This is a genomic window from Bacillus cereus G9842 (assembly GCF_000021305.1).
Classification (GTDB): Bacteria; Bacillota; Bacilli; order Bacillales; family Bacillaceae_G; genus Bacillus_A; species Bacillus_A thuringiensis_S.
The window spans coordinates 2419898-2445246 of the sequence record NC_011772.1; the positions used below are offsets into that span (position 1 = coordinate 2419898).

Sequence of the window (25349 nt, forward strand, 5' to 3'; positions counted from 1 at the left end):
GGGAGAAAATTACATATATCATGTGGAGAGACAACGTAATAATAGAAGATAAGAAATGTGAATAAGTGATTGTAAACAATGGATTGTTGGACGACTATGTTTTATGTTATTCGTTTAAATCTGATACTTGGCACACTATTGCTTTTAAGAAGGTAATAGTAATAAAGAGATTTTTAAAATGATAGAAGTAGTAAAGGGGATAAGAGAAATGAAAAAAATATTTAGTGTGCTTTTAGTGTTATTCTTAACATTTTCTACATGGTCTAGTGTATTAGTAAAGGCAGATTCACCATCTAAAGGTACTTTAACGATTCATAAGTATGAACAAGAAAAAGATGGAGCGCAGGGACTAGAAGGTGACGGTTCTGCAAATCAAGAGGTGCCAAAAGATGCGAAACCATTAAAAGGTGTAACGTTTGAAGTGAAAAAGGTTGCGTCTTTTGAAAAAATTTCAAACGATGGGAAAATCGTGAAAGAAGATGTGAAACCTGTAATGGGAGCAACTCCAACGCAAGTAGTAACAGATGATAACGGACAAGCTGTATTAAAAGATATTTCACTAGGACGTTATGAGGTGAAAGAAGTGGCAGGACCTCCACATGTTAATCTAAATCCCAATACGTATACAGTGGATATCCCATTAACGAATAAAGAGGGTAAGGTGCTAAACTATGATGTTCACATGTATCCTAAAAATGAGGTTAAACGTGGTGCAGTGGATTTAATAAAAACTGGTGTAAATGAAAAAGCATTAGCAGGTGCAGTATTCTCTTTATTTAAAAAAGACGGTACAGAAGTGAAAAAAGAGTTAGTAACAGATGCTAATGGTCATATTCGCGTGCAAGGATTGGTGTATGGAGAATACTATTTCCAAGAAACAAAAGCTCCGAAAGGCTATGTAATAGATCCAACTAAACGTGAGTTTTTTGTTAAGAACTCCGGAACAATTAATGAAGATGGAACTATTACTTCTGGTACAGTAGTTAAATTAGAAGTGAAAAACTATGAAGAACCAATAATTGATAAAAAGATTAACGGAAAATTGGAAGCGTTACCGATCAATCCGTTAACTAATTATAATTATGATATTAAAACATTAATTCCAGAAGACATTAAGGAATACAAAAAATATGTGGTAACAGATACTTTGGATAATCGTTTAGTGATTCAAGGAAAGCCAATCGTGAAAATTGATGGAGCAGAAGTAAATGCAAGCATTGTAGAGGTAGCTATAGAAGGTCAAAAAGTAACAGCTACAGTAAAAGATTTCACAAAATTAGATGGTAAAAAAGAATTTCATTTGCAAATTAAATCTCAAGTAAAAGAAGGAGTACCATCTGGTTCGGAAATTTTAAATACAGCAAAAATTGATTTTACAAATAAAAATGATGTAATTGAAGAAAAGGAATCTAAACCTGTAGTTGTTGTTCCAACAACTGGAATAATTGAGTTAACAAAAATTGATGGTGCTAATAAGAATAAATTAAAAGGTGCAGAGTTTGTACTTAAAGATAAAAATGGAAAAATAGTTGTTGTAGCAGGAAAAGAAGTAACAGGTGTATCAGATGAAAATGATGTTATTAAATGGTCTAACATTCCATATGGAGACTATCAAATTTTCGAAACGAAAGCTCCAACATATACAAAAGAAGATGGTACAAAAGCTTCTTATCAATTATTAAAAGATCCCATTGATGTAAAGATTAGCGAAAATAATCAAACGGTTAAATTAACGATTGAAAATAATAAAAGTGGATGGGTTCTTCCGGTAACGGGTGGCATAGGAACGACTCTTTTTACTGTAATAGGTCTTACGTTAATGGTTACAGCGGCATTTGTTTTCTTTAGAAAAAAGTCTGCTAATAATTAAGATTTTAGGAACATGTAACTATGGGAAAAGGGGAGAAGCAAAATGCTTCCCTCTTCTCGATATTTAAGCATATACAGAGGTGGAAATATGAAACGAAATCTTGTTTTGGGAGGTATTTTTTTATTTGGATTAGGTGTTTTTTTATATCCTACTATTAGTAATTGGTTGGCGACTCGTGCACATTATTCTGAGATTAGCTCTTACGATAAGAATATCAAAGCATTACAAAAGAAAGAAGTCGAACGTAGGGAAAAAGAAGCAGCCGAATATAATAAACAAGTTCACACTTCCACGAAAACATTTACTGATCCATTTTCTGAAAAAAAAAGTAATCATCAAGCATATGCTGATGCGTTAAATTTAGGAGATGTAATGGGGTATATTGAAATATCGAAAATTAATATAAAACTGCCAATCTATCAAGGGACATCTGAGGAAGTATTGAGCCGCGGGATAGGTCATTTAGATTTTTCTTCGCTCCCGATAGGTGGAGAAAATACGCACACTATTTTAACAGGGCATCGTGGTTTACCATCAGCAAAATTATTTACAGATTTAGATAAGTTGAGTGAAGGAGATCTTTTTTATATTCATTCTTTAGACAAAGTTCTTGCTTATAAAGTAGATCAAATTAAAGTAGTGTTACCACACGAAACGGACGATCTACAAATTGTAGAAAATAAAGATTATACAACTTTAATTACGTGTACGCCTTATGGAGTAAACACCAATAGGTTGCTAGTTCGAGGTGTGCGTGTGGAGTTAAACGGGAAAGAAAAACAAAAAGTGAGTACAGAGATATTTATATTTAATAAGTGGACTGTAATAGTTCCAATCCTATTGTTATGTGTGTTTCTAGTCGTAATTTATAAGAAAAGGTTAACTCGATAGAATGTATTTATTTATCCTGCATTAATGGGAAGTGGGACCGGAAATTCAGAGATAAGTAAAGAAAGTATATAAAGTATATAAAAGATGAAGTAAATCCTCATTGGTGAATATGTCATTTTATTCGACTATAGAAAAAATACGGTAAAGGTGGGAACAAAGGAATTGAGGCTACGATTAAAGCTGGTAAGTATTCATTTTATTGTTTTGTTAATGTTAAGTGTAAGTTTTGTCATATATGTACCAAAAGAAGTATATGGATCCACGACAAACTTAGAAGGTCTAGGTGATATATCGCGTTATAATGCAGTTGTCTTTGGTAACCATAAAGCAATAGGTGGCGACATTGAAGGAGCAACTGCAGTTCAAGGTGATATGGATGCATCGGGGTATACAATTGTAGGTGCTGCAGCGGGAACATCTAATATAGTAGGTGAAAAATGGGTTGATGAGGGATATCCGTCCTTGTTGTTGTCTGGAAAATTTAAGAAATCAAGAGAAGAATCTTTTATCATTCAAAACGGAATAGTAGTAATGACAAAAGAGAGTGATCCAGATCGCATCATACAATCCTCTTATGATCGTATCGTTTATAAAGAAAAACTAGAAATTGACGCGAAATTTAATGAATTTCGCAATATAGTGAACCAAGTCAGTAAAAATGCAGGTCAATATAAAACAAATACCCCAATTCCAAATATGAGTCATGGAATCGGAAAAGATATAAACAATCCTAATATTTATGTTTCATCAGAATTGACAGGGAAAATTAATTTAGATATAAGAGATGTATTTTTACCAAATGCTAAGGACAAAGATTTTATTGTTATGTATTCGGATGCAACAGAGGTTACATTTAAAAATGGGTCTATTCTATATGACACGAACAATATTGGAAGGGCTACAGATATAGTTCCTACATCACAACCATATTCTCCTAATTCCCCGTTTACTCAGCTATATGGGAAAGTGATTTGGGTTTTTCCAAATGCGAAAAAAATTATAACAGAGGGATATGGTGTCGTTGGTAGTGTGTTTGCCCCCAATGCTGTATTAGAAACAAAAGGCGGTTCGATTAATGGACAAGCATTTGTCGGTGCGGTACAACAAATTGGTGGATTTGAATTTCACAATTTCAAATTTAACTGGCAACATTGGAACAAGCCTAGTACTGGAAAAGTAAAAATAAAAAAAGTTGATAGTAATAATGATAATAAAAAATTGGTCGGAGCAAAGTTTCATATAGAAGATCCAAAAGGAAAAATAGTTGGAGAACTATTAACAAATGAAGAAGGAGAAGCGATATCAAAAGACTTACCAATAGGAAACTATATCCTTGTAGAAATAGAAGCGCCAAAAGACTATGAATTATTAAAAGAAAAAATAACTGTAAAAATAGAAAAAGATGCAGTAGTAGAAATTAAAATAGGAAATAAGAAATTGCCAGATCCAATAGGAAAAATGAAGTTAGTGAAAGTAGACATAAGTGATAAAAATAAAAAGCTAGCAGGGGCAAAGTTTCATATAGAAGATTCAAAAGGGAAAATAGTTGGAGAACTAGTAACAAATGAAGAAGGAGAAGTAATATCAAAAGACTTACCAATAGGAAACTATACCTTAGTGGAAGTAGAAGCACCTAAAGGTTACGAATTATTAAAAGAAAAAATAACTGTAAAAATAGAAAAAGATGCAGTAGTAGAAATTAAAATAGGAAATAAGAAATTGCCAGATCCAATGGGGAAAATGAAGCTTGTGAAAGTAGACATAAGTGATAAAAATAAAAAACTAGCAGGAGCAAAGTTTCATATAGAAGATTCAAAAGGAAAAGTAGTTGGAGAGTTAATAACAGATGAAAAAGGAGAAATGATATCAAAGGACTTACCAATAGGAAACTATACCCTAGTGGAAATAGAGGCACCTAAAGGTTATGAATTATTAAAAGAAAAAATAGCTGTAAAAATAGAAAAAGATACAGTAGTAGAAATTAAAATAGAAAATAAGAAATTGCCAGATCCGACTGGGCAATTTGAAATTGAAAAAGTTGATGATAAGGATAGTGAATTAAAGCTAAAAGGCGCTGTATTTCAAGTGTTAGATAAAGAAGGGAAAGAAGTTAGTAGATTAATAACGGATGAAAAAGGAAAGGTAATTTCCAACCAATTAGCAATTGGAAAGTATACGATTAAAGAAATAAAAGCACCGAACGGATACATGTTACTTAGGGATCCAATAGAAATAGAAATAGAAATTACAGAAGCAGTAAAGACACAAAAAATAACAGTGAAAAATGCGAAGAATAATTGGGTAATTCCTAATACTGGTGGGAGCGGAACAACAATTTTTTACGTAATTGGTATTATGCTAATGTTTGCTGTGCTATATTTCTGTAAGAAAAATCGTATATTATGAACTAATTTTATAGAGTTAGACAGATCGTTGCGTTAGAGAGTTTTAGGACATGAGTTCGGTATTGTACTGGACTCATGGTACTAAATTTGTTAAAGGAGGAAGGATAATAGTAAACATAGAATATATTAATGAATTAAAATATTTAAGAGGTGAACATGGTGGCAATAAAACAAGACGAAATTAAAGTAGTTGCCGGAGCTGGAGTGTTTAATAATAATCCAGGTTGGATTCAAACGCAAGAAGATGAACTTAACTTACTAGATAAAGCTACGTGGGAAGAAAGATTTGAATACAACTCTATTTCAGCTATTTTAGCTGAGCATGTATGGGAACACCTTACTTTTTAAGAAGGTGTAAGAGCAGCTGAAATTTGTTATGAATTTTTAAAACCATCTGGTCATATTCGGTGCGGAGTCCCTGATGCATTCTTTCAGGATGAGGCATATCAAAATATAGTTCAAATAGGGGGACCCGGTCCGAAAGATCATCCAGCAGCAAGTCATAAAATCGTTCATAATTATATAACATTAACGGAAATGTTTGAAACTGCTGGATTCGAGGTAGTTTTACTTGAATATTGTGATGAAAATGGTCGGTTTTATTACAACGAATGGGATGCAAACGACGGTGTTATTTTCCGTTCGAAAAGGTATGATTCTAGAAATAAAGGCGATAAACTTGGTTTTCCATCGCTAATTGTCGATGCGATTAAGCGTTAATCATTCAACAAAACAGGAGTTAATCCTATGATTTCATAAGTCGCAAATGCGGCTTTTTTATTTGTACGCAAATCTATATTTAATTTTCAATATTATATAACTCGATTTAGAAAATATTTAAGTTTTTCTCAGCACCATTCACTTTAAATTAACACTTCGCTGACATAAATATTTATTTTATATTTATATTCGTGTAAAATGAGATGAGAACATATATTCTATATAAGGAGGCAATTAAAATGATAGCTGAAATTGGGAAACTAACTGGTGGATATATTGTAAAATTTGAACGCGAATTTCCATATACGGTAGAGGAAGTTTGGTCTGTATTAACAGAAAACAGTAAGCTGAAAAAATGGATGTCCAATTTACAGATTGAAAGCCTTAAAACTGGTGGAATAATAAAGTTCGACATGATGGACGGTTCATTCATAAACATTGATATTTTAGAGTGTCAACTAAACTCAGTACTTGAATTTACTTGGGATAAAGACCGTGTCCGATTTGAAATACATAAAGAGGAAAATGGTACTCTTTTATTCCTAAAAGAGTACATTCATGAATTAACAGATCATACACCGAGAGATATAGCTGGTTGGCATATTTGTTTAAATCTTTTTTCTTACGTTTTAGAAGGAGAAGAGAAAGAATTTTCTAAAGATGAATGGCAACAGTGGTTTGAAATATACAAGGATAAGTTCATGAAGTGAGAGGATAATTGCATAATAGGTAATATTCATTATGTAATTATTATATTGTAAAAATGCTTTTGTGAATAAATAAGAATAGAGGTTAATATGAAAGTAAATCAATTAATTGCTAATAACATAAATAAATTAGATGCAACTATACCGTTTAATAAATCGTTTGGAATTGCTGGTTTATCTGGATCGGGTAAAACAACTTTTTGCCAAACAATTGGTGAAGAATCAAAAAAACGATTAGTTTCTTTATTGCCAAAGGCTGAATATCAATATTTATTTCCTAACATTATGGAAACAAATTTTAGTGCCATTAAGATGGAAGAAATACCTTTAGTACTTTTTCTAGGAAAATCATCGATTTCGTCTAATCCGCGTTCAACGATTGGTACTCATACTGGTGTTTTTACAGAGGTTCGGGAAAAACTTGCTGAGGTATTTAATCTTTCTCCAGAGGTCTTTTCATTTAATAATCAATTAGGCTGGTGTACTGGTTGTAAAGGCCGTGGTACTACAAAAAATGTTGAGTGTAAAAAATGTAAGGGAAAACGTTATAGTGAAGAAATTGAACAACATGAAATTGATTTGTTGGACAAGCCACATTCAATCTCAAATATTAATGATTTAAGTATTGAATCTATTCTTTCACTAGCAAAAGAGTTAAATATTAGTGAAGAAAAACAGCATATACTGCAAAATATTATTAATATGAACATTGGTTATTTAACATTAAATCGAATTATGGGTACGTTATCAGGTGGAGAGTTAACACGACTTTATTTGGCCGAATTCATGGCAGTAAGTGAAAATGCTGTAATTATTATTGATGAGATTTCAGTTGGACTTGATCATGAAACTTTATTACAAATTTTAGAAGAGATTAAACGATTAGGGTGTAAAAATCAAATTTGGCTTATTGATCATTCAGATACAGTACTAGATACAACTGATGAGCAATTGTTCTTTGGATCTGGTAGCGGAAAATATGGCGGGAAAATTGTGGAAGAATCACCAAGACCAAAGTCAATACTGTGGGATCGAAATAAAGAAATACCAACAGAATATTATACATTCTATGATTTATATTGCCGTAATATCCAAATGGCTGAGTTTCAAATTCCTAAAAACAGGCTTGTAACAGTTACAGGAGAATCAGGATGTGGGAAATCTACACTTGTCAACGAATGTCTAGCTACAGATTTTTTGAAACGATATCCAAAAGATAAATTAGTTATGGTAGGACAAGACCGAAATCAATCAATTACAAGTCGATCAACTGTAGCAACTTTCCTAGATATTAAAAAGAAACTGACAAAGTATAGTGAAGACATTGATGATATTTTTGAGCGCTCGATTGAGGATATTATTGATGAACTTCCAAATGAAGATATCGCTTATAAACGTTTGAGCCTACTAATTAAATTAGGGCTTGGCTATTTAACATTAGAGAGAAAAACACAAACATTATCGACAGGTGAGTTTCAATGTGTTCATTTAGTTTCGGAATTATTTGCAAACACTAGAAATCCACATACATTATTTATTTTTGATGAGCCTTCAAAAGGTTTATCACAAAATATTTTGAATCAATTTATCGATAGTATTAGAGGTATTCTGCAAGATGAATCAGTTTCGATCATTATGATTGAGCATAATCGTTACATGTTAGAAAGCTCTGATTATATAGTTGATTTTGGAAAAAGGCAGAATGAATCTATAGAGCATTTGGATGTTGTCAATCATGAGGATTACTATCGTCAAAAAAGTAATGTGAATAGCACAGAGAAAATACACATCTCTTCAATGCTTAAGCAGAAAAAAGGGGTTCACTATTTAGAAGAAAATCATATTAACTATTTTAAAAATGCCGAAAATATTTATAAGGGCGGTATTTTAAAAAGTTTATCATCAATGGCTAGGTTAATTTATGGTGAATATGAATCTGATACAATCGCACCTGTTATTGCTATTGATCTTGAAAGACATTTATATAGTCAATATAGTTTCTTATATGAGATTGGTGGATTAATTAATCATATTGTAGCTGCTCATCCAATTAATAAAGATACGAGAAGTTTTGATTTCTATTCACAGGACAATCATTGTCCATCTTGTTCTGGACGTCTTCAAATTGAAGTTTTTGATAAAGATATTGCCATTCAAGATAAAAGTGTTCCATTTTGGGATGGGCTATTCGATCCAGAAATCATGAAGGTATTAAAATTTTATCAGCATGAAAAAATAGAATTTCTATTCGAAGAAATAAAAAATGAGCTTGATCACGATTTGTCAAAGAGCTATAATGATATGTCAGAAGAAGAAAAGCATACGTTTTGGTACGGGTATTTTGAAAAATCATTTTATGATAAAAAAGGAAAGACACGCAGAACATGGGTAGGATTTAATACAATTATTGGTGGATATATTGTTATTTCAAAAGCACCTATTAAAGAAGAAATTAAAAGTTCAAAAAAAATGATGAAATGTCCAATTTGCGAGGGGACGGTTTTAAATCATCATAAACCACTTAAATTTGATAACGTAGATATTCGTGAAATAATTAATCAGCCTATTAATGAAGTAGTGAAAACAGTTGGTGATTTACCGACACTTGTTAAATTGAAGTCTATTGTTGGTGGCGATATGGTATTGACAGAAGATGTTTCTTTATTGCCAAGAAAAGCACAAGTTGCACTGAAGATGTTTGAATTAGAACAAGCAAGCTTTTCAAACTATGAAATGGTGTTACAAAATGTCTTACCATTCTGGGGTGAAATAAAAGGAAATATCGAATCCATTAGTGTTAATAATCAAGTAACTGTTTGTGATTTCCCTAATGTTTATGAAACGAGAGAAAACATTATAGATAAGTATTTCACAAATGGTAAATATAAAAAACTTACGTATGTATACGAAGCGTTTGGATACAAAAAAATAGTTACCCAAATTAATAAAATTAAAAAAAGTAATCCATGTCCATTTTGTAAAGGTAAGAAAGTGATAACCGAAGATAATCTACATGATGGTGTCTTTAAACTAACAATTCCATGTGTAACTTGTAATGCAAGTGGTATTAATGACGAAGGGTTAAAAGAAGTTGTCGAGGGCGTGGATGTACAAACGTGGTTAACTGGAAAAGTTAGTGATGTTGTGGATGAGAGCTTATTAACAGAAGCTGTTGGGCAAATACCAATTTTTAATCGTATTCGTGAGTTGGATAAACGAGATATGATGGCGGTTTATGAATGTCTTGAGAAAAATAACTAATGGTTATCAATTGCAGTAGTCATAAAAACAGGAATATAGGTTTTTAATTATATAAATATAACATGTTAAATTATTATTTAAATCGTTAAAAATAGTTGACCCTCACATAATGTCATTGTTTATGATGAAGTTGAGCTTCAAAGTAGATGTAACTTATAGGAGGAAATCATGTTTAAAATAGGGGATTTTTCGAAACTATCTTCCATTAGTATACGTATGTTGAGACACTACGATAAAGTGGAATTATTACAACCAGTAAAAGTCGATGAGCAGAGTGGATATCGATTTTATTCAGCTGACCAATTAAAAAAAGTAAATCAAATTCAAACATTAAAAGCTATGGGGTTTAATATTGCTACCATCAAAGAAATAATAGAATGCGATAATATAGATAGCATAAAAGAGCAATTTTTAAATCGTAGTGCTCAAATTAAAGAAGACATGAATAACCTCCAAAAACAATTACGTCTCCTCGAAGACTCAATGAAAACGATGAGAGAGGATGTTGTTGAGATGAATTATCATGTTTCAATAAAAGAAATTCCAGAAAGAACTGTAGCTAGTGTTAGAAAGATTATTCCATCGTATAATTGCGAAGGTGATTTATGGAGTGTATTAATGCAAGAAATTCAAATGAAAAATATTAGTATTGCCCATCCGAGTTATAGTATTGCGGTTTTCCATGATCGTGAATACAAAGAAAATGATGTAGATATAGAAATACAGCTAAGTATTCTAGGTAAGCACGAAAATACAAAAGACGTTACATTTAAAAATATGAAATCAACCAATATAGCTTCTATAACAGTTAATGGAAGTTATGAACAGATGACAGCTGTAAATGAGGCTGCGGCAAAATGGATTGAGACAGAAGGTTACAAATTAGCAGGCCCGATGTTTAATATTTATCATGTGAGCCCAGCGATGGAATCGGATCCTAATAAGTGGGTTACAGAAGTTTGTTATCCAGTTAAATAATGATAAAGAAAAAAGGCATTAATTATATGCCTTTTTTCTTTGGAAACTTATCCATAAATATCAAGACAAATTACTTCGAGATTCGATTCGTCAACTACTAGCACAATTTTATTTGCAAATGTACAAAATGAGCGGATTGTAATGAATCATCTAAAAACCAACCAGTTGGTACTAAAGTAATGTAATCATCTATTTGGAAATTTCAGCAATGTTTAAATGAGCAACAAAAGCCACCGTAATAAGGGGCTTTTGTCTTAAATAATTTAATGATATGTGTACCCTCCATCAGGAAACAATACATTACCCGTAGTAAAACTATTTTGCATTAAATATAGGACAGTATGTGCAATTTCATCATTATATCCAGCTCGTTGTACAAGTGAAAGAGATTTATAAGCTTCGTAAGCAACTAGTCTATTTTCATTTTGTTCATTTTCTTTTTGTATTGTTCCAGGAGAAACCACATTAACTCTAATAGGAGCTAATTCCACAGCTAAAGCCTTCCCTAAACTTTCAATAGCACCATTGCAAGCTCCATAAGCAGGTGCGCCTTTAAGTGGTCTTTGACTAAATGCACCGGACATTAACACGATAGATCCAGAGTTTGAAAGAAAAGGAATTGCATATTTTACGGCATAATATTGAGGCCAAAACTTTCCGATGAAGCTACTTTCAGCAATTTCCTCTGTAGAGGTAATTGGTCCAAGTGTGTAAGAGGCTCCCGGTGTGAATAAATGATCAAAGTTCCCAACTGTCTTGAAAAAAATTTGTAATTGCTCTTTATTTTGATTATCCAATATATAAGTTTGAAGATGATTGCTATTTATTAATTTTTTAGCAACTTTTAATTTTTCTTCCGAACGCCCTGCAATAATAACATGTGCTCCTTGTTCAATTACTTGTTTTGCCGTTGCCAATCCAATACCAGAACTCCCGCCAATGATAACAATACGACTATTTTCTAATGTAGTAATAGACATATTTTAGCCACTCCTTTAATAAAAAATTTAGAATATAACTGTGCTATGCTTTTATTATTCGCTAAAAGGGAGCAAGTGAAAAGTACGCACTTTATATGTACATAGTCGTAAATTTCGTACTAATCGCTATTTATGCGGATAAGTAATTGGAAAAATCGCTAAATATGGTTTATCCCGCATTAACGGGCAGTAAAACTCTCACCTCAAAGTTAGGAAAATGCAAGGAAGTTAGGTAAGAGATCAATTGCCCGTAAAAGCCCGATTGGTTCAACTAATAATCAGTTTGGGATGAACAAAACCCTCACTGATTAAAGTTTCACTTTATGATATCTGAGGAGAGGTGAGAAAAATGGATTTACAAGAACCGAAGTTAAAAGGGGTAATAGCAACATTACAAATAATCGGTGGGAAATGGAAGCCACTCATTTTGTTTATTTTGCTAACAGATGGAATGAAACGTTTTGGTGAATTAAAGCGATTGATACCAGATATATCTCAAGGGACGTTAGCGAAGCAATTACGTGAATTAGAGCAAGATCAACTAATAAAACGCGAAATTTATCAAGAAATACCACCTAAAGTAGAATATAGCTTAACTGAACATGGAAAAACAGTCAGTACTGTTTTGGATAGTATGTGTAGTTGGGGAAGAGGGCATTTAGAATATATAGATAAAGATAAACCATAAAAATGTTATGTAAACTTATTGTAGTGTGAAGGGAAATATTGTTTTAATAATTTGTAATTTATAATATATAATTAAGGAGTGTCGTAGGTTATTATACATATTTAATTTATTTTTACAAAGGGGAAGTAATAAGATGAACGAATTAGAGTATAAAAGCTTCTATGATAAAGTAGGAAGATTAAATGGATGGGATTTTAGTAAAATAAAATGTGAAACTGTAGGAGATACATGGGACTTTTATAGTGAGGTAAAAGAAAGGTGTAAACCATCACATATTTTACTTGATGTTGGTACAGGGGGAGGAGAAAATGTACTTAACATAGCATCATCAGCTAAATTGTTGATTGGAATTGATAATTCTAACGGCATGATTGCAACGGCACATTCTAACTTGAAAAAATCAGGTGTACAAAATGTTGAGTTTCTTCAAATGGGTTCTGAAGCTTTAACATTTCCACATGCACATTTTGATATTGCTTCAAGTTGTCATGCCCCGTTTCTGGCATCTGAGTTAGCGAAAGTAATGAAAAAGGGTGCCTTTTTCTTAACACAACAAGTAAGTGAGAATGATAAATTAAACCTGAAAGAAGCATTTGGTAGAGGGCAATGCTTAGGTGAACGGGATGGTACTTTAAAAGAAAAGTATATGAATGAACTTATTAGTGCAGGATTTGATCTCGTGCAAGTACGTGAATATGATGTTACTGATTATTACAGTAGGTCTGAAGATCTCATTTTCTTATTAAAACATACCCCTATTATTCCTAGATTCGGAGAACAGGAAGAGGATTTTACTATTTTACAAAAGTTCATTGATACGTATAGTTTTGAAAAAGGGATTCGTACTAATTCAAAAAGATTTATGATTATTGCTGTTAAATTATAATATATTTTAGTGTAAAAGCTGCTTTTCATTTAAAGAAAAGCAGCTTTTTGTGTGGAAAAGAATACAGGAAATACTTGAAAATAATAGAAATAAATAAAGTGTAAATTAAAAAATCAAAATATGGAGGATAAATGTTTTGAAACGTTACTATATTAGCAATGAAAAAATAAATGTACATATTACTGAATGGGGGAATAATGACAAGCCCGTTATCTTTTGTTTACATGGATTAGGTAGTACGAGTTTAAGTTTTATAGAAATTGCTGAGGAATTAAAAGAAGAGTATAGATTTATCTCCGTTGATGCACCTGGACATGGTAAAACACCCCCATTTGAAAGAACAGAAGATTATGAGATGCACAATTTAGCAAATTGGTTAAATGAAATAATAAATGAATTGAGAATCGAATACTTCTATTTTCTATCACATTCATGGGGAAGTTTTGTAGCGTTATTTTATTTGTTAAATCATCCAGAAAAAGTACAAGGAAGTATTCTTATTGATGGTGGATATCAAACAAAAAGGCTTAAAGAAGAAACGTTGGAAGATGAAATGGCTTATTATGAAAAGGACTTTGATGAATACGTTTTTAATAATTGGGACGAATTTTTCAAAAGTGAAAAAGCAGCTTATACTAGGTGGTCTTCATTGTTAGAAGTTGCTGTAAAGGATCTAGGGATCGAAATGGATAATAAAGTATGGTGGCATGCCAGGGGAAATACAGCTAGTAATATAATAAGAGGTATGCATAAAGATGAAACTATAGATATATATGAGAAGCTACCGGCTAATATTGTATTACTTCGAGCTACAGTCCCACAAGTTTGGGCGGATTATAGAGATAAGACAGTAAATGTTTTTAAAGAGAAAACGGACAGTATAGTAAAAGTAATTCCTGATACTACACATATGTTGCACTGGGATAAACCAGAAATTGTTATAGCAGAAATAAAAAATAATTGGAGCTAACATATTCATACTAAAGTTGTAGTTTCTACATGAAAAATCCATCCTTCCGTTTGATTTTATCTATTTATAAGTGTAATACAATACGAATAGATAATAAGAAACAAGGGGGAATGTAACGTGATTACACATATATTAGATATAAAATTACAAACGGTTTCCATAGAAGGGGTAAAACAAGTTTATAGGGACATATTATCTTTTCCAATAAAAAAAGAAACAGAATCATTTATTCAATTTAAAGTAACACCGTACACTACAATTAGTTTTCAAGAATTATATGAACCAATTGCACCTGCGCACTTTGCTTTTGAGATTCCATATTCAAAATTTCATGAAGTTGCAAGATGGCTTGAAAAGTCTGGATTACTCATTGTAAAATGGAAAGATGGTCATACAATTGATGAAGAGAGCGGCCGATTCAACTTATATTTCAGAGATGGCGATGGAAATCTTCTCGAAATTATCGCGCATAGTTATGTTAAAGAAGATGTATTAGTACCACACTCACCTTTAAACATTTTATACGTAAGGGAAATTGGTCTTCCTGTTAAAAGTGTACCTGTTTTTACGGAATGGTTAAAATCAAATCTAAATATGAAAACGATGGAAGATGGGGATATTTTTAACTTTGTTATAGGTGGCACTGCATATATCGTCGCGACTTGGTGGCAGAGACCTTGGATTCCAATCGCAATGAAAGCTTTACCACCGAAAGTTCATGTTTCTTTCGGAACACCGGATTCAGCATTTTTACAGCACATCCAAAATAACTTTAAGAAAAATAATGTTCCCTTTGAATGTAAACATAATGAAGTATCATTTATTGAGCAGGGATATTCATTTTCTATTGTGTATACACCAGAGTTTCATTCCAATATTCCTAAAGAACTAAACTTACCACTTTCTATTTAAGGATAGAAAGTGGTAAGTTTTTTATATCTTCGTGAAGAAGGTTTTCGTTATGATTAGAGTGAATGCAAAGAAAAGGATTAAGCGTTATTCAAACTTATTTTAAGGAGAGAAATGAAGTGAATCTAGGTAATCCAATTGCAAAAGGGAATACTGCAGAAATTTATTTAACTGATGATAAGGTTGTAAAATTATTTAAAGATTACCTCCCAGATACAGAGTCTATGAATGAAGCAAAAAAACAAAAATATGCTTATTCATGCGGGCTGCCAGTTCCAAACGTATTCGAAGTGACAAAGATACAAAATAGACAGGCAATTATTATGGAACATGTAAAAGGGGACAACATTGGTGATCTTCTGCTTAATAATTTAAATGAGGCAGAGCGTTATATCGGCCTTTGTGTTAATGAGCAAAAAAAGATCCATGCTATACATGTGAATACAGATGAAATGGAGTTAATGAGGGAAAGGTTAGAGCGTCAAATTAAATCTGTGCATAAATTGGATGAACGCAAAAAGAAGGATATATTACAAAAATTAGAATCTATTACATTTGATTTTAGGCTATGTCATGGAGATTTTCATCCATTTAATTTGATTTTGAGTAAGGAAGAGAAAGTGAAAGTTATAGATTGGGTAGATGCTAGTTCAGGTGATATTCGCGCAGATGTATTTCGAACATACTTGTTGTACTCACAATCTTCGGTAGAATTAGCTGAGATGTATTTACATATATATTGCAGTCGTACCGGCATATCAAGAGATGAAGTTTTTCAATGGGCTCCTATTATTATTGCAGCTAGATTTTCTGAAAAAGTATCACCGCAAAATGAAGTGTATTTGAAAAGATTATTGAATCAGTATTTATAAGTCATAAAAAAGGTTGTCAGCTAATTAATAAATGCTGTTGTTTAACCAAAGTTTCCTTGTAGTTAAACAACAGTATTCTTAAATATTGATATAGGTATTCTTATTTTCGATCTTCATCCTATAAAGGTTCATAATCCGTACTTGTTCCTCCGTTAATTCATCTTTATCCCAATACATATGCATTAAGCTATATTCAAAAATCTCCTTTAATTTAATAAATAACGGAAACTTGTCTTTCATCTCTTTTGGTAGCTCATTTTCCTCTTGGTAGCCTTCAAATAGTGCTTTTGTAATAGAATACTCATAGTCAACGATATTCCCATTTCCAGCAAATGAATATTCTATTGCACTATAAATAGGAACGGCTAAATCGAATATGTAAAAATGTTTTTCGCAGTCTTGAAAATCTATCATTGTTAAGTTTGAATTATTTTCGACTAAAATGTTTTCTAACCATAAATCTCCGTGTATTAAGCCGTAATTTGAAGGGGATTTTGGTAGCTCTTTTATGGAAGTTAAAACGTCAGATGCAATTTCTCTTATTGTATTTTCTTCTTTAGGGATATATTTAAGAAAATTATATTCTTCATTTTCATACCAATCGTTTATATGTTTTACTGGTTTAATCTTTTCAAAGCTTTTAGATATACGATGTAATTTTCCAATTTGTTTACCAAGTTTTTTAAATATATTAGAATTCCATTCAGACCTTGGTAAATGTATACCAGGAGCAGCTTTATATAATACAGCAAAAATCTCCTTGTCTAATGTGAATTTTTCTACAAAATTCCCTTGTAATGAAGGGATTATTGGTGGAACACCTAAACCATTTTGATATAAAAAATTTGTATATAAAACTTCCTCTATCTGTTCTTCATATGTTTTGTAGTTTGTAATTCTACTGAAGTATGTACCTTGTTCTGTAAGACATTCATACATCTCATTTGTTATTGGCTTAATGTTAATAAAATTCAACGGATACTGTTCATTTATGAATTGAAGTATTTCTTTTTCTAGCTTGTTCATTGAAACGTCCTTTCCAAACCTTAATTTTTTAACTTGGGAATTAAAAGAATTTTATTTTATAAAATTCGTGTTTAATTTTTGAAATCCTTTAAAATGAAATATGATGTAAATTGACCTTTAATAATTAGTAAGGTGTTGCCAACATACTCATTAACGCTAAATTGAAAAATGAATAGAAGGTATGACAAAATAAGATAGATGAAAAAATATAAAATTAATACTTATATATAGATTATAAAGACTTTAGAGAAAGGCTCATGTTATAAAACACAAGAAATATCAAAAGAAAGAAACGCACTTCTCCTATACTTTTAAATAAGGAGTGAAGGAAATGAATGAACATATACAGCAGATGATTAATTGGATTGAGAGCAATTTAAAAAAGAGATTTTCATTAGATGAATTATCTCGTTACATGGGGTATTCTCCTTATTATTGCTCTTTTAAATTTCATCAAGTAACGGGTTTCAGTATTAGACGTTATATTCTTCTTAGAAGGTTGTATTTATCTACGGAGGATTTAAAGAATGGTAGGAAGATAATTGAGGTCGCATTGGATTACGATTACTCTTCCCAAGAGGTTTATAGTAGAAGTTTTAAAAATGTTTTTGGAATGAATCCAAGAGAATACCAACTTAACAAAATGCCTATTCAATCATTTGTTAAACTAAATTTAAATAAAGAAGGGGCGTTTAATATGAATATTTCTAGAAAAATAGAGGTTGAGCAGTTACGAAATAGGAAGAGTGAGCTATTTGATAAAGAGGTACTTAACATATTAAATGGTCAAGTTATGTATGAAGAATTTAAAAACGAAAAGCTAATGGGTGATTCTGATTATGCACCATTTAATGAGGCAATGTGTGTGAACTCGGCTACTACTCAAGTTTTTAATGAAGAGTTTATTAAAACAAGAGCGAAAGGACATAACAGTTCAGTAGAAAGTTATATAAAAAAGGTTATAGATCCGTTAGAAAACCTTTTTACGAAAAAGTATAAATGTATTGTTCTATGGTTTGGTGAAGATATGTTTTGCCAAATGAACCTACTTACCATACTTTCTCACCTTGAACAGTCTGCTTATGAAGGGAAGGTATACTTAAATAGCTTTAGAGAGGATGAATTTAAAGTAAATCAAATTGAACTTGAATTGGGGAATTATTCTTCTATATACAATGAAGTATTAGTAAACCATAAAAAGACCTCTCATAAGGTACCACCTGTAATGTATCAGGCTATAGACTTATTTTTAGAAATGTTAACAGAAGATAATGCAGTAATGAAATTCATCTCTAAAAATAAAGATCTATCAACTCGTGAATTATTAATAAAGTTGTTTTATCTTTTTCCAACAATCGGATATGGAGATACTCAGTACATAGAGCTGATTAATAAAATAAAGAAGAAAGCTACACCAAAAATATAGGTGCAGCTTTCTTCTTATAATTGCTCAAGTAATTCTAATTCTTTTTCTACAAATAGCATTAGTTCTTTAATTGTTTCACCAGAAAAATCAAAACGAATACCGGCTGCATCATACACTTCTTTTATAGATTGCGAGCTTCCTAGTGATAATGCCTTTTTATAATTTTCTAGCGCTTGCTTAGGATCCTCTTTATATTGTTTATACATTTGTAATGCACCAAGTTGGGCGATCGCATATTCAATATAATAAAATGGTACTTCAAAAATATGGAGTACAGGTAACCAACTCGTTGCTATCCAGTTTTCGTAGCCATCAATATGTATGACGCTAGACTGATAATGTTTTTGAAGTTGTAAGTATTTTTCATTTCTTTCTTCAGAAGTATGACTTGGATTTTCATACAGCCAGTGTTGAAATTGATCGACAATAAGCATAATAGGTAAATATGAAATAACATCTTTAAAGAAATTAATTTTTGCTTGTTTTAAATCTTTTTTGTCTGTATAGAAGGTATCCCAATAATTAAGCGAGAATAACTCCATTGTCATACTGGCTAGCTCAGCTGTTTCAGCTGGAATTTCTATATACTGTCGTAATTTTAATGGTTTTATGAGTTCGTTATGAATACTATGACCCATTTCATGTATAAAAGTGACAATATCATCTTGTGTATAATTTAAGTTCATAAAAATATAAGATAATTGTGAAGTTGGTAAGTACTCACAAAAGCCACCAGCTGCTTTTCCTTTGCGGCTTGTTAAATCAAGACAATTGTGTTTATACATTCGGTTTAAAAGTGCTGAAAATTCAACATCTAGTTTATTAAAGATATGAGTGCTCTTTTCAATTAAATCATTTTCATTTGCAATAGGTTTAAGTACTTTTTGATCTGGAGTTACAGCTGATACATCCCACGGGCGAAGCGTATCAACTTGCAGTTTATCTTTTTTCTCTAGCAATATTTTATCTTTAAGAGGCACAACATACTTACGTATGGATTCAGCTAGTTCATAGCAATCTTTCGCTGAATAATCAAAACGCTCGTATTTTTTGAACATATAATCGCGATAATTCTCTAGTTGAATATTTTTTGCTTTTTGATGGCGAATTTCAATTAATTGATTTAATATGTTTTGGAGTTCTTTTTCAACAGATAAAAATTGTTCAGAAATAATGGTTTTTGCCTTTTTACGGGTGTCACGATTCGAATCTTGTAAATAGGATTGTAATTCTGTTATCGTTTTTTCTTCTCCGTCCCAAATTCCACTTAATCCTCCAGTGATTTCAAAGTACTCTGTGATTAATTTGTCTTCCTTTATTTCTAATTCGATATTTTCCTCACAAAATAACTTTTGAGCGTTTTTTATTTTTGTATCTAATAAACCATATACGTTAGAATCTAATTCCATTCGAAAAGGTGACTCTAAATATTTATTATCCAATAAATTTTGGTACCGCTTTAAAAGTGGCTTTACAAATTGTTGATCATGTTCAAAAGTATCCTTTATTTCTTCATCATCCGTATTACATTGAAAGGCGATGTAATGTGATCTTAATTGTTCTTCGATGTCCCAAATTACTTTTGACTGCTCTTTTAACCAATTTTCAAGGTCTAGTTTTGAAGAAATCATTTTATTTAATAAAGTCGAAAGAGTTTTTTCCAATTGTAGTACATTACTAATATCAATCGTATTTACACGTTGCATTATATATCCCTCACTTTTTATTTATTCATAGAGATATTCTATTTATTAATTGTAATTCCCTTGTTAAGTGGGGTAAATGTGAAATAATGTTAAATTTAAATAATTAAAGAAAGTATTTATATGTCAAAGTAAAAAGTTTATCGTAAATGAAAATATATGGAGGGGTGCTGCATGAGAAAGGGAAAGAAGTTACTTGTATTTTTATTTCCACTTGTTTTATCCCGCATTAACGGGCAGTAAGATCCCCACCTCAAAATTCAGCGAAAGAAGTTAGGTGGGGGGATCAACTGCCCGTAAAAGCCCGATTGGTTCAACTAATAATCATTGGGGATGAACAAAACCCCCAATGATTAAAGTTTCACTTTATTATGTGCCTGTGAGAATGAGATTGAAGATGCTAAAAGTGAAGAGTCTATAGTGATGGATATTGCTACAGCGCCGCGGTAAAGGAGGAATCTTTTTTTAGTGCTGCTATAAGAGATGAAAAAGAAAGAATATTAGATTTAGAGATTGCTGATAGCGAAGATAGTAACGAAATAAAAAATGATATTAATAAAAGATTGGTGATACAAGGTGTAACGTCTTATAAAATCAATATAACTCAAAGAAATAGAGAAGTTGTAAAGGCAGAGAGTAGATGGAATCAAGTTTTTGGACATATATTTGATGACGTATTCAGAAAAAATGGATATGAAGGGTTTGGTATTCAGCAAATAAATTATAAAAAGAATCAACCTGTTACCATTGATATAAAAACTAAGCTTAGCGATGATGAAGTAGGGGCGAGAGAACTTGGACAGAAAATAGAAAAAGAAGTTGAAGGGGTACTTAAAACAGAAGCAGTAAAGAAATGGATTGAAAATGATTCATATGCTATTGGGATTTACGATATAGATGATCGGAAAATTAACTAATTGAGGAATGAATGCTATATGAATAGAGAACCGATGTAATTAAATATAGAATTGCTGGAGGAGGTGTAATATGTATAAGTATTTACATATTTTAAATGACATAGAAAATATGATTCAAAATGGAGAAATAAAAGAAGGGAAGAAATTACCGTCTATACGGTCACTCGTTACGCAATATGAATGTAATAAGGCAACAGTTATACGTGCGCTTCATGAATTAGAAAAGCGTCACATTATATATTCTGTCCCTCAAAGTGGATACTACGTTGTTAAGAAATCTGGGAGTACCATAGAAAATAACGAGATAATTGATTTCGCTTCTTCAGCACCAGATCCAGATGTTTTCCCATATTTAGATTTTCAGCATTGCATTAATAAGGCTATTGATACTTATAAAAATGATTTGTTCGTATACGGAACACCGAAAGGGTTACCATCTTTAATTCCAGTCATTCAAAAACAGTTGGCAAATTATCAAGTGTTCACGAAAGAAGACAATATTTTTATAACGTCAGGTGTGCAGCAGGCGCTTGCTATATTAACTTCTATACCATTTCCGAATGGAAATGAAACTGTATTAATTGAACAGCCAACATATCATCTATATATTGATTATCTAGAAATAAATAAAGTTCCTGTAATCGGTATTAAACGTACGAATGAAGGTATCGATTTGAATGAATTGGAGCAAATATTTCAAACTGGAAAAATAAAATTCTTTTATACGATACCGAGATATCATCATCCGCTTGGAACTTCTTATTCTAAAGATGAGAAAGAAAAAATCGCACTATTGGCTAAGAAATACAATGTATTTATAGTGGAAGATGATTATTTAGCAGATTTAGAAACTGATTCAAAAGCAGATCCGTTATATAGCTTGGATAATTGTAGTCATGTCATATATTTGAAAAGTTATTCGAAGATTATTTTTCCTGGTTTACGGGTTGGAGTTGCAGTCATCCCACCATCCATTGCAAATGCTTTCTATACATACAAAAAGATACTAGATATTGATAGTCCGATGATTTCTCAAGCGGCTTTAGAAATTTATATAAAGAGCGGTATGTTTGAACGTCATAAAAGTAAAATTAATTCTTCCTACTACAATAGATCAATAAAACTAGCAGAAACATTAGAAAAAGTGCAAAATGAAGATCAATCATTATTTACATATAATAGACAAAACACATTTGGAATACACACTTGTTTAGAAATGCAGAAAAACACAGTTACAGAAACACTTATACAAAAATTAGGTGACATGCAAATAAGTGTCGATACTATTGATAAGAATTATATGAGGAATTTTCCTAAAGAAAAACTGTTAAAGTTAAATGTTTCGAATGTAAAAGAAGATAAGATTGAAGAAGGTATTCGTAAAGTAATTGAGGAAATCAACCAATCAAGACACTTGAATTTTCAGTTTAGAAAAGAATAATTTGAATTAGGAGGTTTGTTGTGAGGCGCCAAATAATTCTCTTGTTTGTGTGTGCCGCTATAATAATTGGAGCTATAGTTGTGACTAAATATTATAAAAAAGATGACCAATGCATCGCGGTTGGTAAGTATTCAAGAGGTATTATCGTAGATCAAAATAACGAACCTATATCTAATGTGAAAATATATGAAGATTCAATTGAAGAAAGTAAGGAACGCAGTATTTCAAATGCACAAGGTGAATTTGAAATACTAGATGGGGTTTGTGGTGAGATTGTTTTACAATTAGTTACTCCAGATGGAGAAATCTATACGAGAAAATATGATAGTAAGTATATACCACAAGTAATAGAACTGAGTTATAAAAAGTAAGGGGAATTACATGTAACCATTACAAGGAACTGAGTTTAATTAATATTTTTTAGAGCACTCAATAGCTGAGTGCTCTTTTTATTTATGACATAATTGTTTAAAATGGAAATAAACTACCAATTAATGATACTCTTAAAGTATAGCTTTTATTTTGAATAGGAGGGCGATGGAGTCTATGGGGGTACGTATAGTCGATGATTTACAGCAATTATCATTGTTACTTATGTTTTTAAGTACACTCATATTTTACAGATACTTAAAGAAGGTTAAACGAGAGAGAAAACTGACTGGCTTTGAATGGACAATGTATTTTGTCACTCAATTTGCTACATTAATTTGGGCAATTACTTATTTTATTAAACATTTAGCTGAATCATAAATACTAATCAATCTAGTTTACTGTTATCTATTTGGGATATAAATATAGTCCGTATCTAAATCAATGACAACATTGCTAGTGACGTCTTCTTGTAGTAACTTTGGATTTTTTTTGTAATAATATCGTACACAAAATAAGCGTAGCAGATCCTCATTAGATATCTCTTCATTTCTTACATTTAAATACATCGTTATTAATTCGTTAATAGAACAGTTACGGCCAATAACATACTCGTTTATTCTATATCCATCAAATTCAATTATCATGTTATCACTGTTGGGTGCTAGCCAACGTTATAGCTTTAATTTTGGATGAATCTATTATACATTGTTTGAAATTTAGTGAGAATATATTTTTATAAAGTGAGAGGATATGAATGGAACAGTATAAGTTAGTTTTAGAAGGTGCGAAACAACTTAAGTGGGAACCGGGTAAAATTAGATCCATACAGGACGATGAAATTATTGTTAAAACAATTGCAGGAGCTATAAGCATTGGGGCCGAGTTACCACAGTATAATGGATCCGATGTTACGGATACGAATCCTTTTTATCCAAGAAAAACTGGATATGAAAGTTATGGTGAAGTGATTGAAGTTGGTAATAAAGTAACACATGTAAACGTAGGCGATAAAGTAGTTTTTTTTTATGGACATGAAACAATAGGGATAGTTAAGGGGCATAAAGTAATTCGAGTGCCTAGTTCTATACAACCTAAAGTTGCTTTATTATCTATTCTTTCGTGTGATGCCGCTAAAGGAGTATTGAAACTAAACCCGCAACAGGATGAAAAAGTACTTATAACTGGAATGGGAGTTATTGGTTTACTCGCTTGTTATTTCTTAAAATACTATGTAGGCGTTGAGCACGTGGATGTTGTTGAGCCTAATAAAAATAGAAGAGATTTTGCAAAGAATTTTGGTGCGAAAAACATATATGATTCAGAAGAAAAAATAATAGAAACATATAATTATGGTTTCGAATGTTCTGCTACAAATAGTGGATTTCATGCATTTTAAAAAGCTCTTAAAACTAATGGACAAATATGTATACTTTCTGATGGTAATAATGAAATTATCGCATCAGACGGGATAAGCTCGTTTATACATGTTGAAGATGCTGCAAGAGCTACTATGCTAGCCCTTAATTGGCCTTCAGGAATCGTAAATATTGTAGATAATTATCCAGCAACTAGTAAAGAATGGTTACCAATATATGCAGCAGCGATAGGGGCACCTCAGCCTAAAGTTCAAGATGGGAAAAATAGTTGGGAAAGAGGAGCTTCCAATAATAAGGCACGTAAAGAGTATGGTTGGATACCTTTATTTCCATCATGGTCTGAAGGATTTAACAACTTAATAGGTAAGTAAAACACACCTTTAATGGGAATGATAGTAAAATACACCATTAAAGGATTGGGTAGTTATGAATATAATTTTGGAAAGTATTATATTAACTTTTACTGGAATAATTGTTTTGAAAATGACAGGTAGTACATCTGCCAGCCAAATGACAAGAGCTGAAATCATTATAGTTGTATCAATTGGCCGTATTATTGTAGAACCTGTATTAAGTAGAAAAGTAGTCCCATCTATATTTGCGGCTATCATATTTGCAAGCATATTACTTATCATTCATTTCTTTGAATTGAAATCAAGGAAGGTGGAACAATTCCTAAATGGAAGTAGCATTATAATTGTTGAAAACGGAGAGATTGTAAAAGAGAATTTGATGCAGGCAAAAATGTCGGAACAACAACTTTATATGCAATTAAGAGAAAAAGGGATTCATGACGTAAAGAGTTTACAGCAAGTTACAGCGGAACCGAATGGGCGTATTGGTTATCAATTAATAAAAGAAGCACAACCAATAACTTTAGAAATGTTAGAAAAAGTATTAGATCGGTACAATATAAAAAGATAATTTCTCATGAGAAACAGCCAATACTAC

The 25349-nt window shown here is 31.6% G+C and carries 20 protein-coding genes and 4 pseudogenes; 20 read left to right on the forward strand and 4 right to left on the reverse strand.

The window, feature by feature from the left end:
* Window positions 1-208 precede the first annotated feature (208 nt).
* The 7 genes and pseudogenes from BCG9842_RS12045 (at window position 209) to BCG9842_RS12075 (ending at window position 10832) form a co-directional block, all read left to right on the forward strand.
* Window positions 209-1870 carry a SpaA isopeptide-forming pilin-related protein gene (locus tag BCG9842_RS12045; RefSeq protein WP_079997322.1) on the forward strand — a complete coding sequence of 554 codons (1662 nt, stop codon included), beginning with the start codon at window positions 209-211 and terminating at the stop codon, window positions 1868-1870.
* An 87-nt stretch (window positions 1871-1957) separates the two neighbouring features.
* A complete protein-coding gene (locus tag BCG9842_RS12050; protein WP_079997319.1) occupies window positions 1958-2761 on the forward strand; it encodes a class C sortase in 804 nt (267 codons plus the stop codon).
* Window positions 2762-2923: 162 nt separating this feature from the next.
* Entirely contained in the window at window positions 2924-5167 is a 2244-nt protein-coding gene (locus BCG9842_RS12055; RefSeq protein ID WP_001239463.1) for an MSCRAMM family protein, read from the forward strand.
* A gap of 158 nt (window positions 5168-5325) precedes the next feature.
* Window positions 5326-5886, forward strand: a pseudogene (locus tag BCG9842_RS31590) (class I SAM-dependent methyltransferase).
* A 239-nt stretch (window positions 5887-6125) separates the two neighbouring features.
* Window positions 6126-6596 (forward strand): SRPBCC family protein, encoded by a 471-nt coding sequence (locus BCG9842_RS12065; RefSeq protein WP_000559850.1) that lies wholly within the window; start codon window positions 6126-6128, stop codon window positions 6594-6596.
* Window positions 6597-6683: 87 nt separating this feature from the next.
* Window positions 6684-9854, forward strand: coding sequence for an ATP-binding cassette domain-containing protein (locus BCG9842_RS12070; protein WP_000867738.1), 3171 nt, complete (start codon window positions 6684-6686; stop codon window positions 9852-9854).
* A 168-nt stretch (window positions 9855-10022) separates the two neighbouring features.
* Window positions 10023-10832, forward strand: a complete 810-nt coding sequence (locus BCG9842_RS12075) for a MerR family transcriptional regulator (RefSeq protein ID WP_000472619.1) — start codon at window positions 10023-10025, stop codon at window positions 10830-10832.
* Between the two features lie 263 nt (window positions 10833-11095).
* On the opposite strand, the gene BCG9842_RS12080 is transcribed toward BCG9842_RS12075, so the two are convergent.
* Complete coding sequence (locus BCG9842_RS12080) at window positions 11096-11812, reverse strand: SDR family oxidoreductase (protein WP_000029094.1); 717 nt, start codon at window positions 11810-11812, stop codon at window positions 11096-11098.
* Between the two features lie 349 nt (window positions 11813-12161).
* Between BCG9842_RS12080 and BCG9842_RS12085 the strand changes: the two genes are divergently transcribed.
* The 5 genes from BCG9842_RS12085 to BCG9842_RS12105 all read left to right on the forward strand — a co-directional run bounded on the left by BCG9842_RS12085 (window position 12162) and on the right by BCG9842_RS12105 (window position 16137).
* Window positions 12162-12500 (forward strand): winged helix-turn-helix transcriptional regulator, encoded by a 339-nt coding sequence (locus BCG9842_RS12085; RefSeq protein WP_000365520.1) that lies wholly within the window; start codon window positions 12162-12164, stop codon window positions 12498-12500.
* A 133-nt stretch (window positions 12501-12633) separates the two neighbouring features.
* Window positions 12634-13386, forward strand: coding sequence for a class I SAM-dependent methyltransferase (locus BCG9842_RS12090; protein ID WP_001003870.1), 753 nt, complete (start codon window positions 12634-12636; stop codon window positions 13384-13386).
* Window positions 13387-13522: 136 nt separating this feature from the next.
* Window positions 13523-14356 carry an alpha/beta fold hydrolase gene (locus BCG9842_RS12095; RefSeq protein ID WP_000833444.1) on the forward strand — a complete coding sequence of 278 codons (834 nt, stop codon included), beginning with the start codon at window positions 13523-13525 and terminating at the stop codon, window positions 14354-14356.
* 117 nt (window positions 14357-14473) lie between these two features.
* Complete coding sequence (locus tag BCG9842_RS12100; RefSeq protein ID WP_000627905.1) at window positions 14474-15268, forward strand: VOC family protein; 795 nt, start codon at window positions 14474-14476, stop codon at window positions 15266-15268.
* A 116-nt stretch (window positions 15269-15384) separates the two neighbouring features.
* The gene (locus BCG9842_RS12105; RefSeq protein WP_001048505.1) at window positions 15385-16137 is read left to right on the forward strand and encodes an aminoglycoside phosphotransferase family protein; all 753 of its coding nucleotides are present in this window, start codon (window positions 15385-15387) and stop codon (window positions 16135-16137) included.
* Window positions 16138-16215: 78 nt separating this feature from the next.
* Here the strand turns inward: BCG9842_RS12105 and BCG9842_RS12110 are convergent, their stop codons facing one another.
* Window positions 16216-17163: a phosphotransferase enzyme family protein gene (locus tag BCG9842_RS12110; protein ID WP_001037122.1), complete on the reverse strand. Its 948-nt coding sequence runs from the start codon at window positions 17161-17163 to the stop codon at window positions 16216-16218.
* Window positions 17164-17494: 331 nt separating this feature from the next.
* On the opposite strand from BCG9842_RS12110, the gene BCG9842_RS12115 reads away from it, so the two are divergent.
* The gene (locus BCG9842_RS12115) at window positions 17495-18589 is read left to right on the forward strand and encodes a helix-turn-helix domain-containing protein (RefSeq protein ID WP_001002111.1); all 1095 of its coding nucleotides are present in this window, start codon (window positions 17495-17497) and stop codon (window positions 18587-18589) included.
* A 14-nt stretch (window positions 18590-18603) separates the two neighbouring features.
* Here BCG9842_RS12115 and BCG9842_RS12120 read toward each other — a convergent pair whose 3' ends face one another.
* Window positions 18604-20295: a M3 family oligoendopeptidase gene (locus BCG9842_RS12120; RefSeq protein ID WP_001190027.1), complete on the reverse strand. Its 1692-nt coding sequence runs from the start codon at window positions 20293-20295 to the stop codon at window positions 18604-18606.
* 420 nt (window positions 20296-20715) lie between these two features.
* Here BCG9842_RS12120 and BCG9842_RS12125 point away from each other — a divergent pair.
* From BCG9842_RS12125 to BCG9842_RS12140, 4 genes and pseudogenes are all read left to right on the forward strand, one after another.
* Window positions 20716-21209, forward strand: a pseudogene (locus BCG9842_RS12125) (DUF4030 domain-containing protein).
* A 70-nt stretch (window positions 21210-21279) separates the two neighbouring features.
* Window positions 21280-22650, forward strand: coding sequence for an aminotransferase-like domain-containing protein (locus tag BCG9842_RS12130; protein WP_000280114.1), 1371 nt, complete (start codon window positions 21280-21282; stop codon window positions 22648-22650).
* 20 nt (window positions 22651-22670) lie between these two features.
* Window positions 22671-23021 carry a hypothetical protein gene (locus BCG9842_RS12135; RefSeq protein WP_001254186.1) on the forward strand — a complete coding sequence of 117 codons (351 nt, stop codon included), beginning with the start codon at window positions 22671-22673 and terminating at the stop codon, window positions 23019-23021.
* A gap of 175 nt (window positions 23022-23196) precedes the next feature.
* Window positions 23197-23400 (forward strand): hypothetical protein, encoded by a 204-nt coding sequence (locus BCG9842_RS12140; RefSeq protein WP_000538969.1) that lies wholly within the window; start codon window positions 23197-23199, stop codon window positions 23398-23400.
* 23 nt (window positions 23401-23423) lie between these two features.
* On the opposite strand, the gene BCG9842_RS29710 is transcribed toward BCG9842_RS12140, so the two are convergent.
* Complete coding sequence (locus BCG9842_RS29710; protein ID WP_015945790.1) at window positions 23424-23666, reverse strand: hypothetical protein; 243 nt, start codon at window positions 23664-23666, stop codon at window positions 23424-23426.
* A gap of 110 nt (window positions 23667-23776) precedes the next feature.
* Between BCG9842_RS29710 and BCG9842_RS31595 the strand changes: the two are divergent.
* From BCG9842_RS31595 to BCG9842_RS12150, 3 genes and pseudogenes are all read left to right on the forward strand, one after another.
* Window positions 23777-24415 (forward strand): annotated as a pseudogene (locus BCG9842_RS31595) (zinc-dependent alcohol dehydrogenase); the annotation flags it as partial.
* 48 nt (window positions 24416-24463) lie between these two features.
* Window positions 24464-24769 (forward strand): annotated as a pseudogene (locus BCG9842_RS31600) (hypothetical protein); the annotation flags it as partial.
* Window positions 24770-24824: 55 nt separating this feature from the next.
* Window positions 24825-25322 carry a DUF421 domain-containing protein gene (locus tag BCG9842_RS12150; RefSeq protein ID WP_001021412.1) on the forward strand — a complete coding sequence of 166 codons (498 nt, stop codon included), beginning with the start codon at window positions 24825-24827 and terminating at the stop codon, window positions 25320-25322.
* Window positions 25323-25349 lie beyond the last annotated feature (27 nt).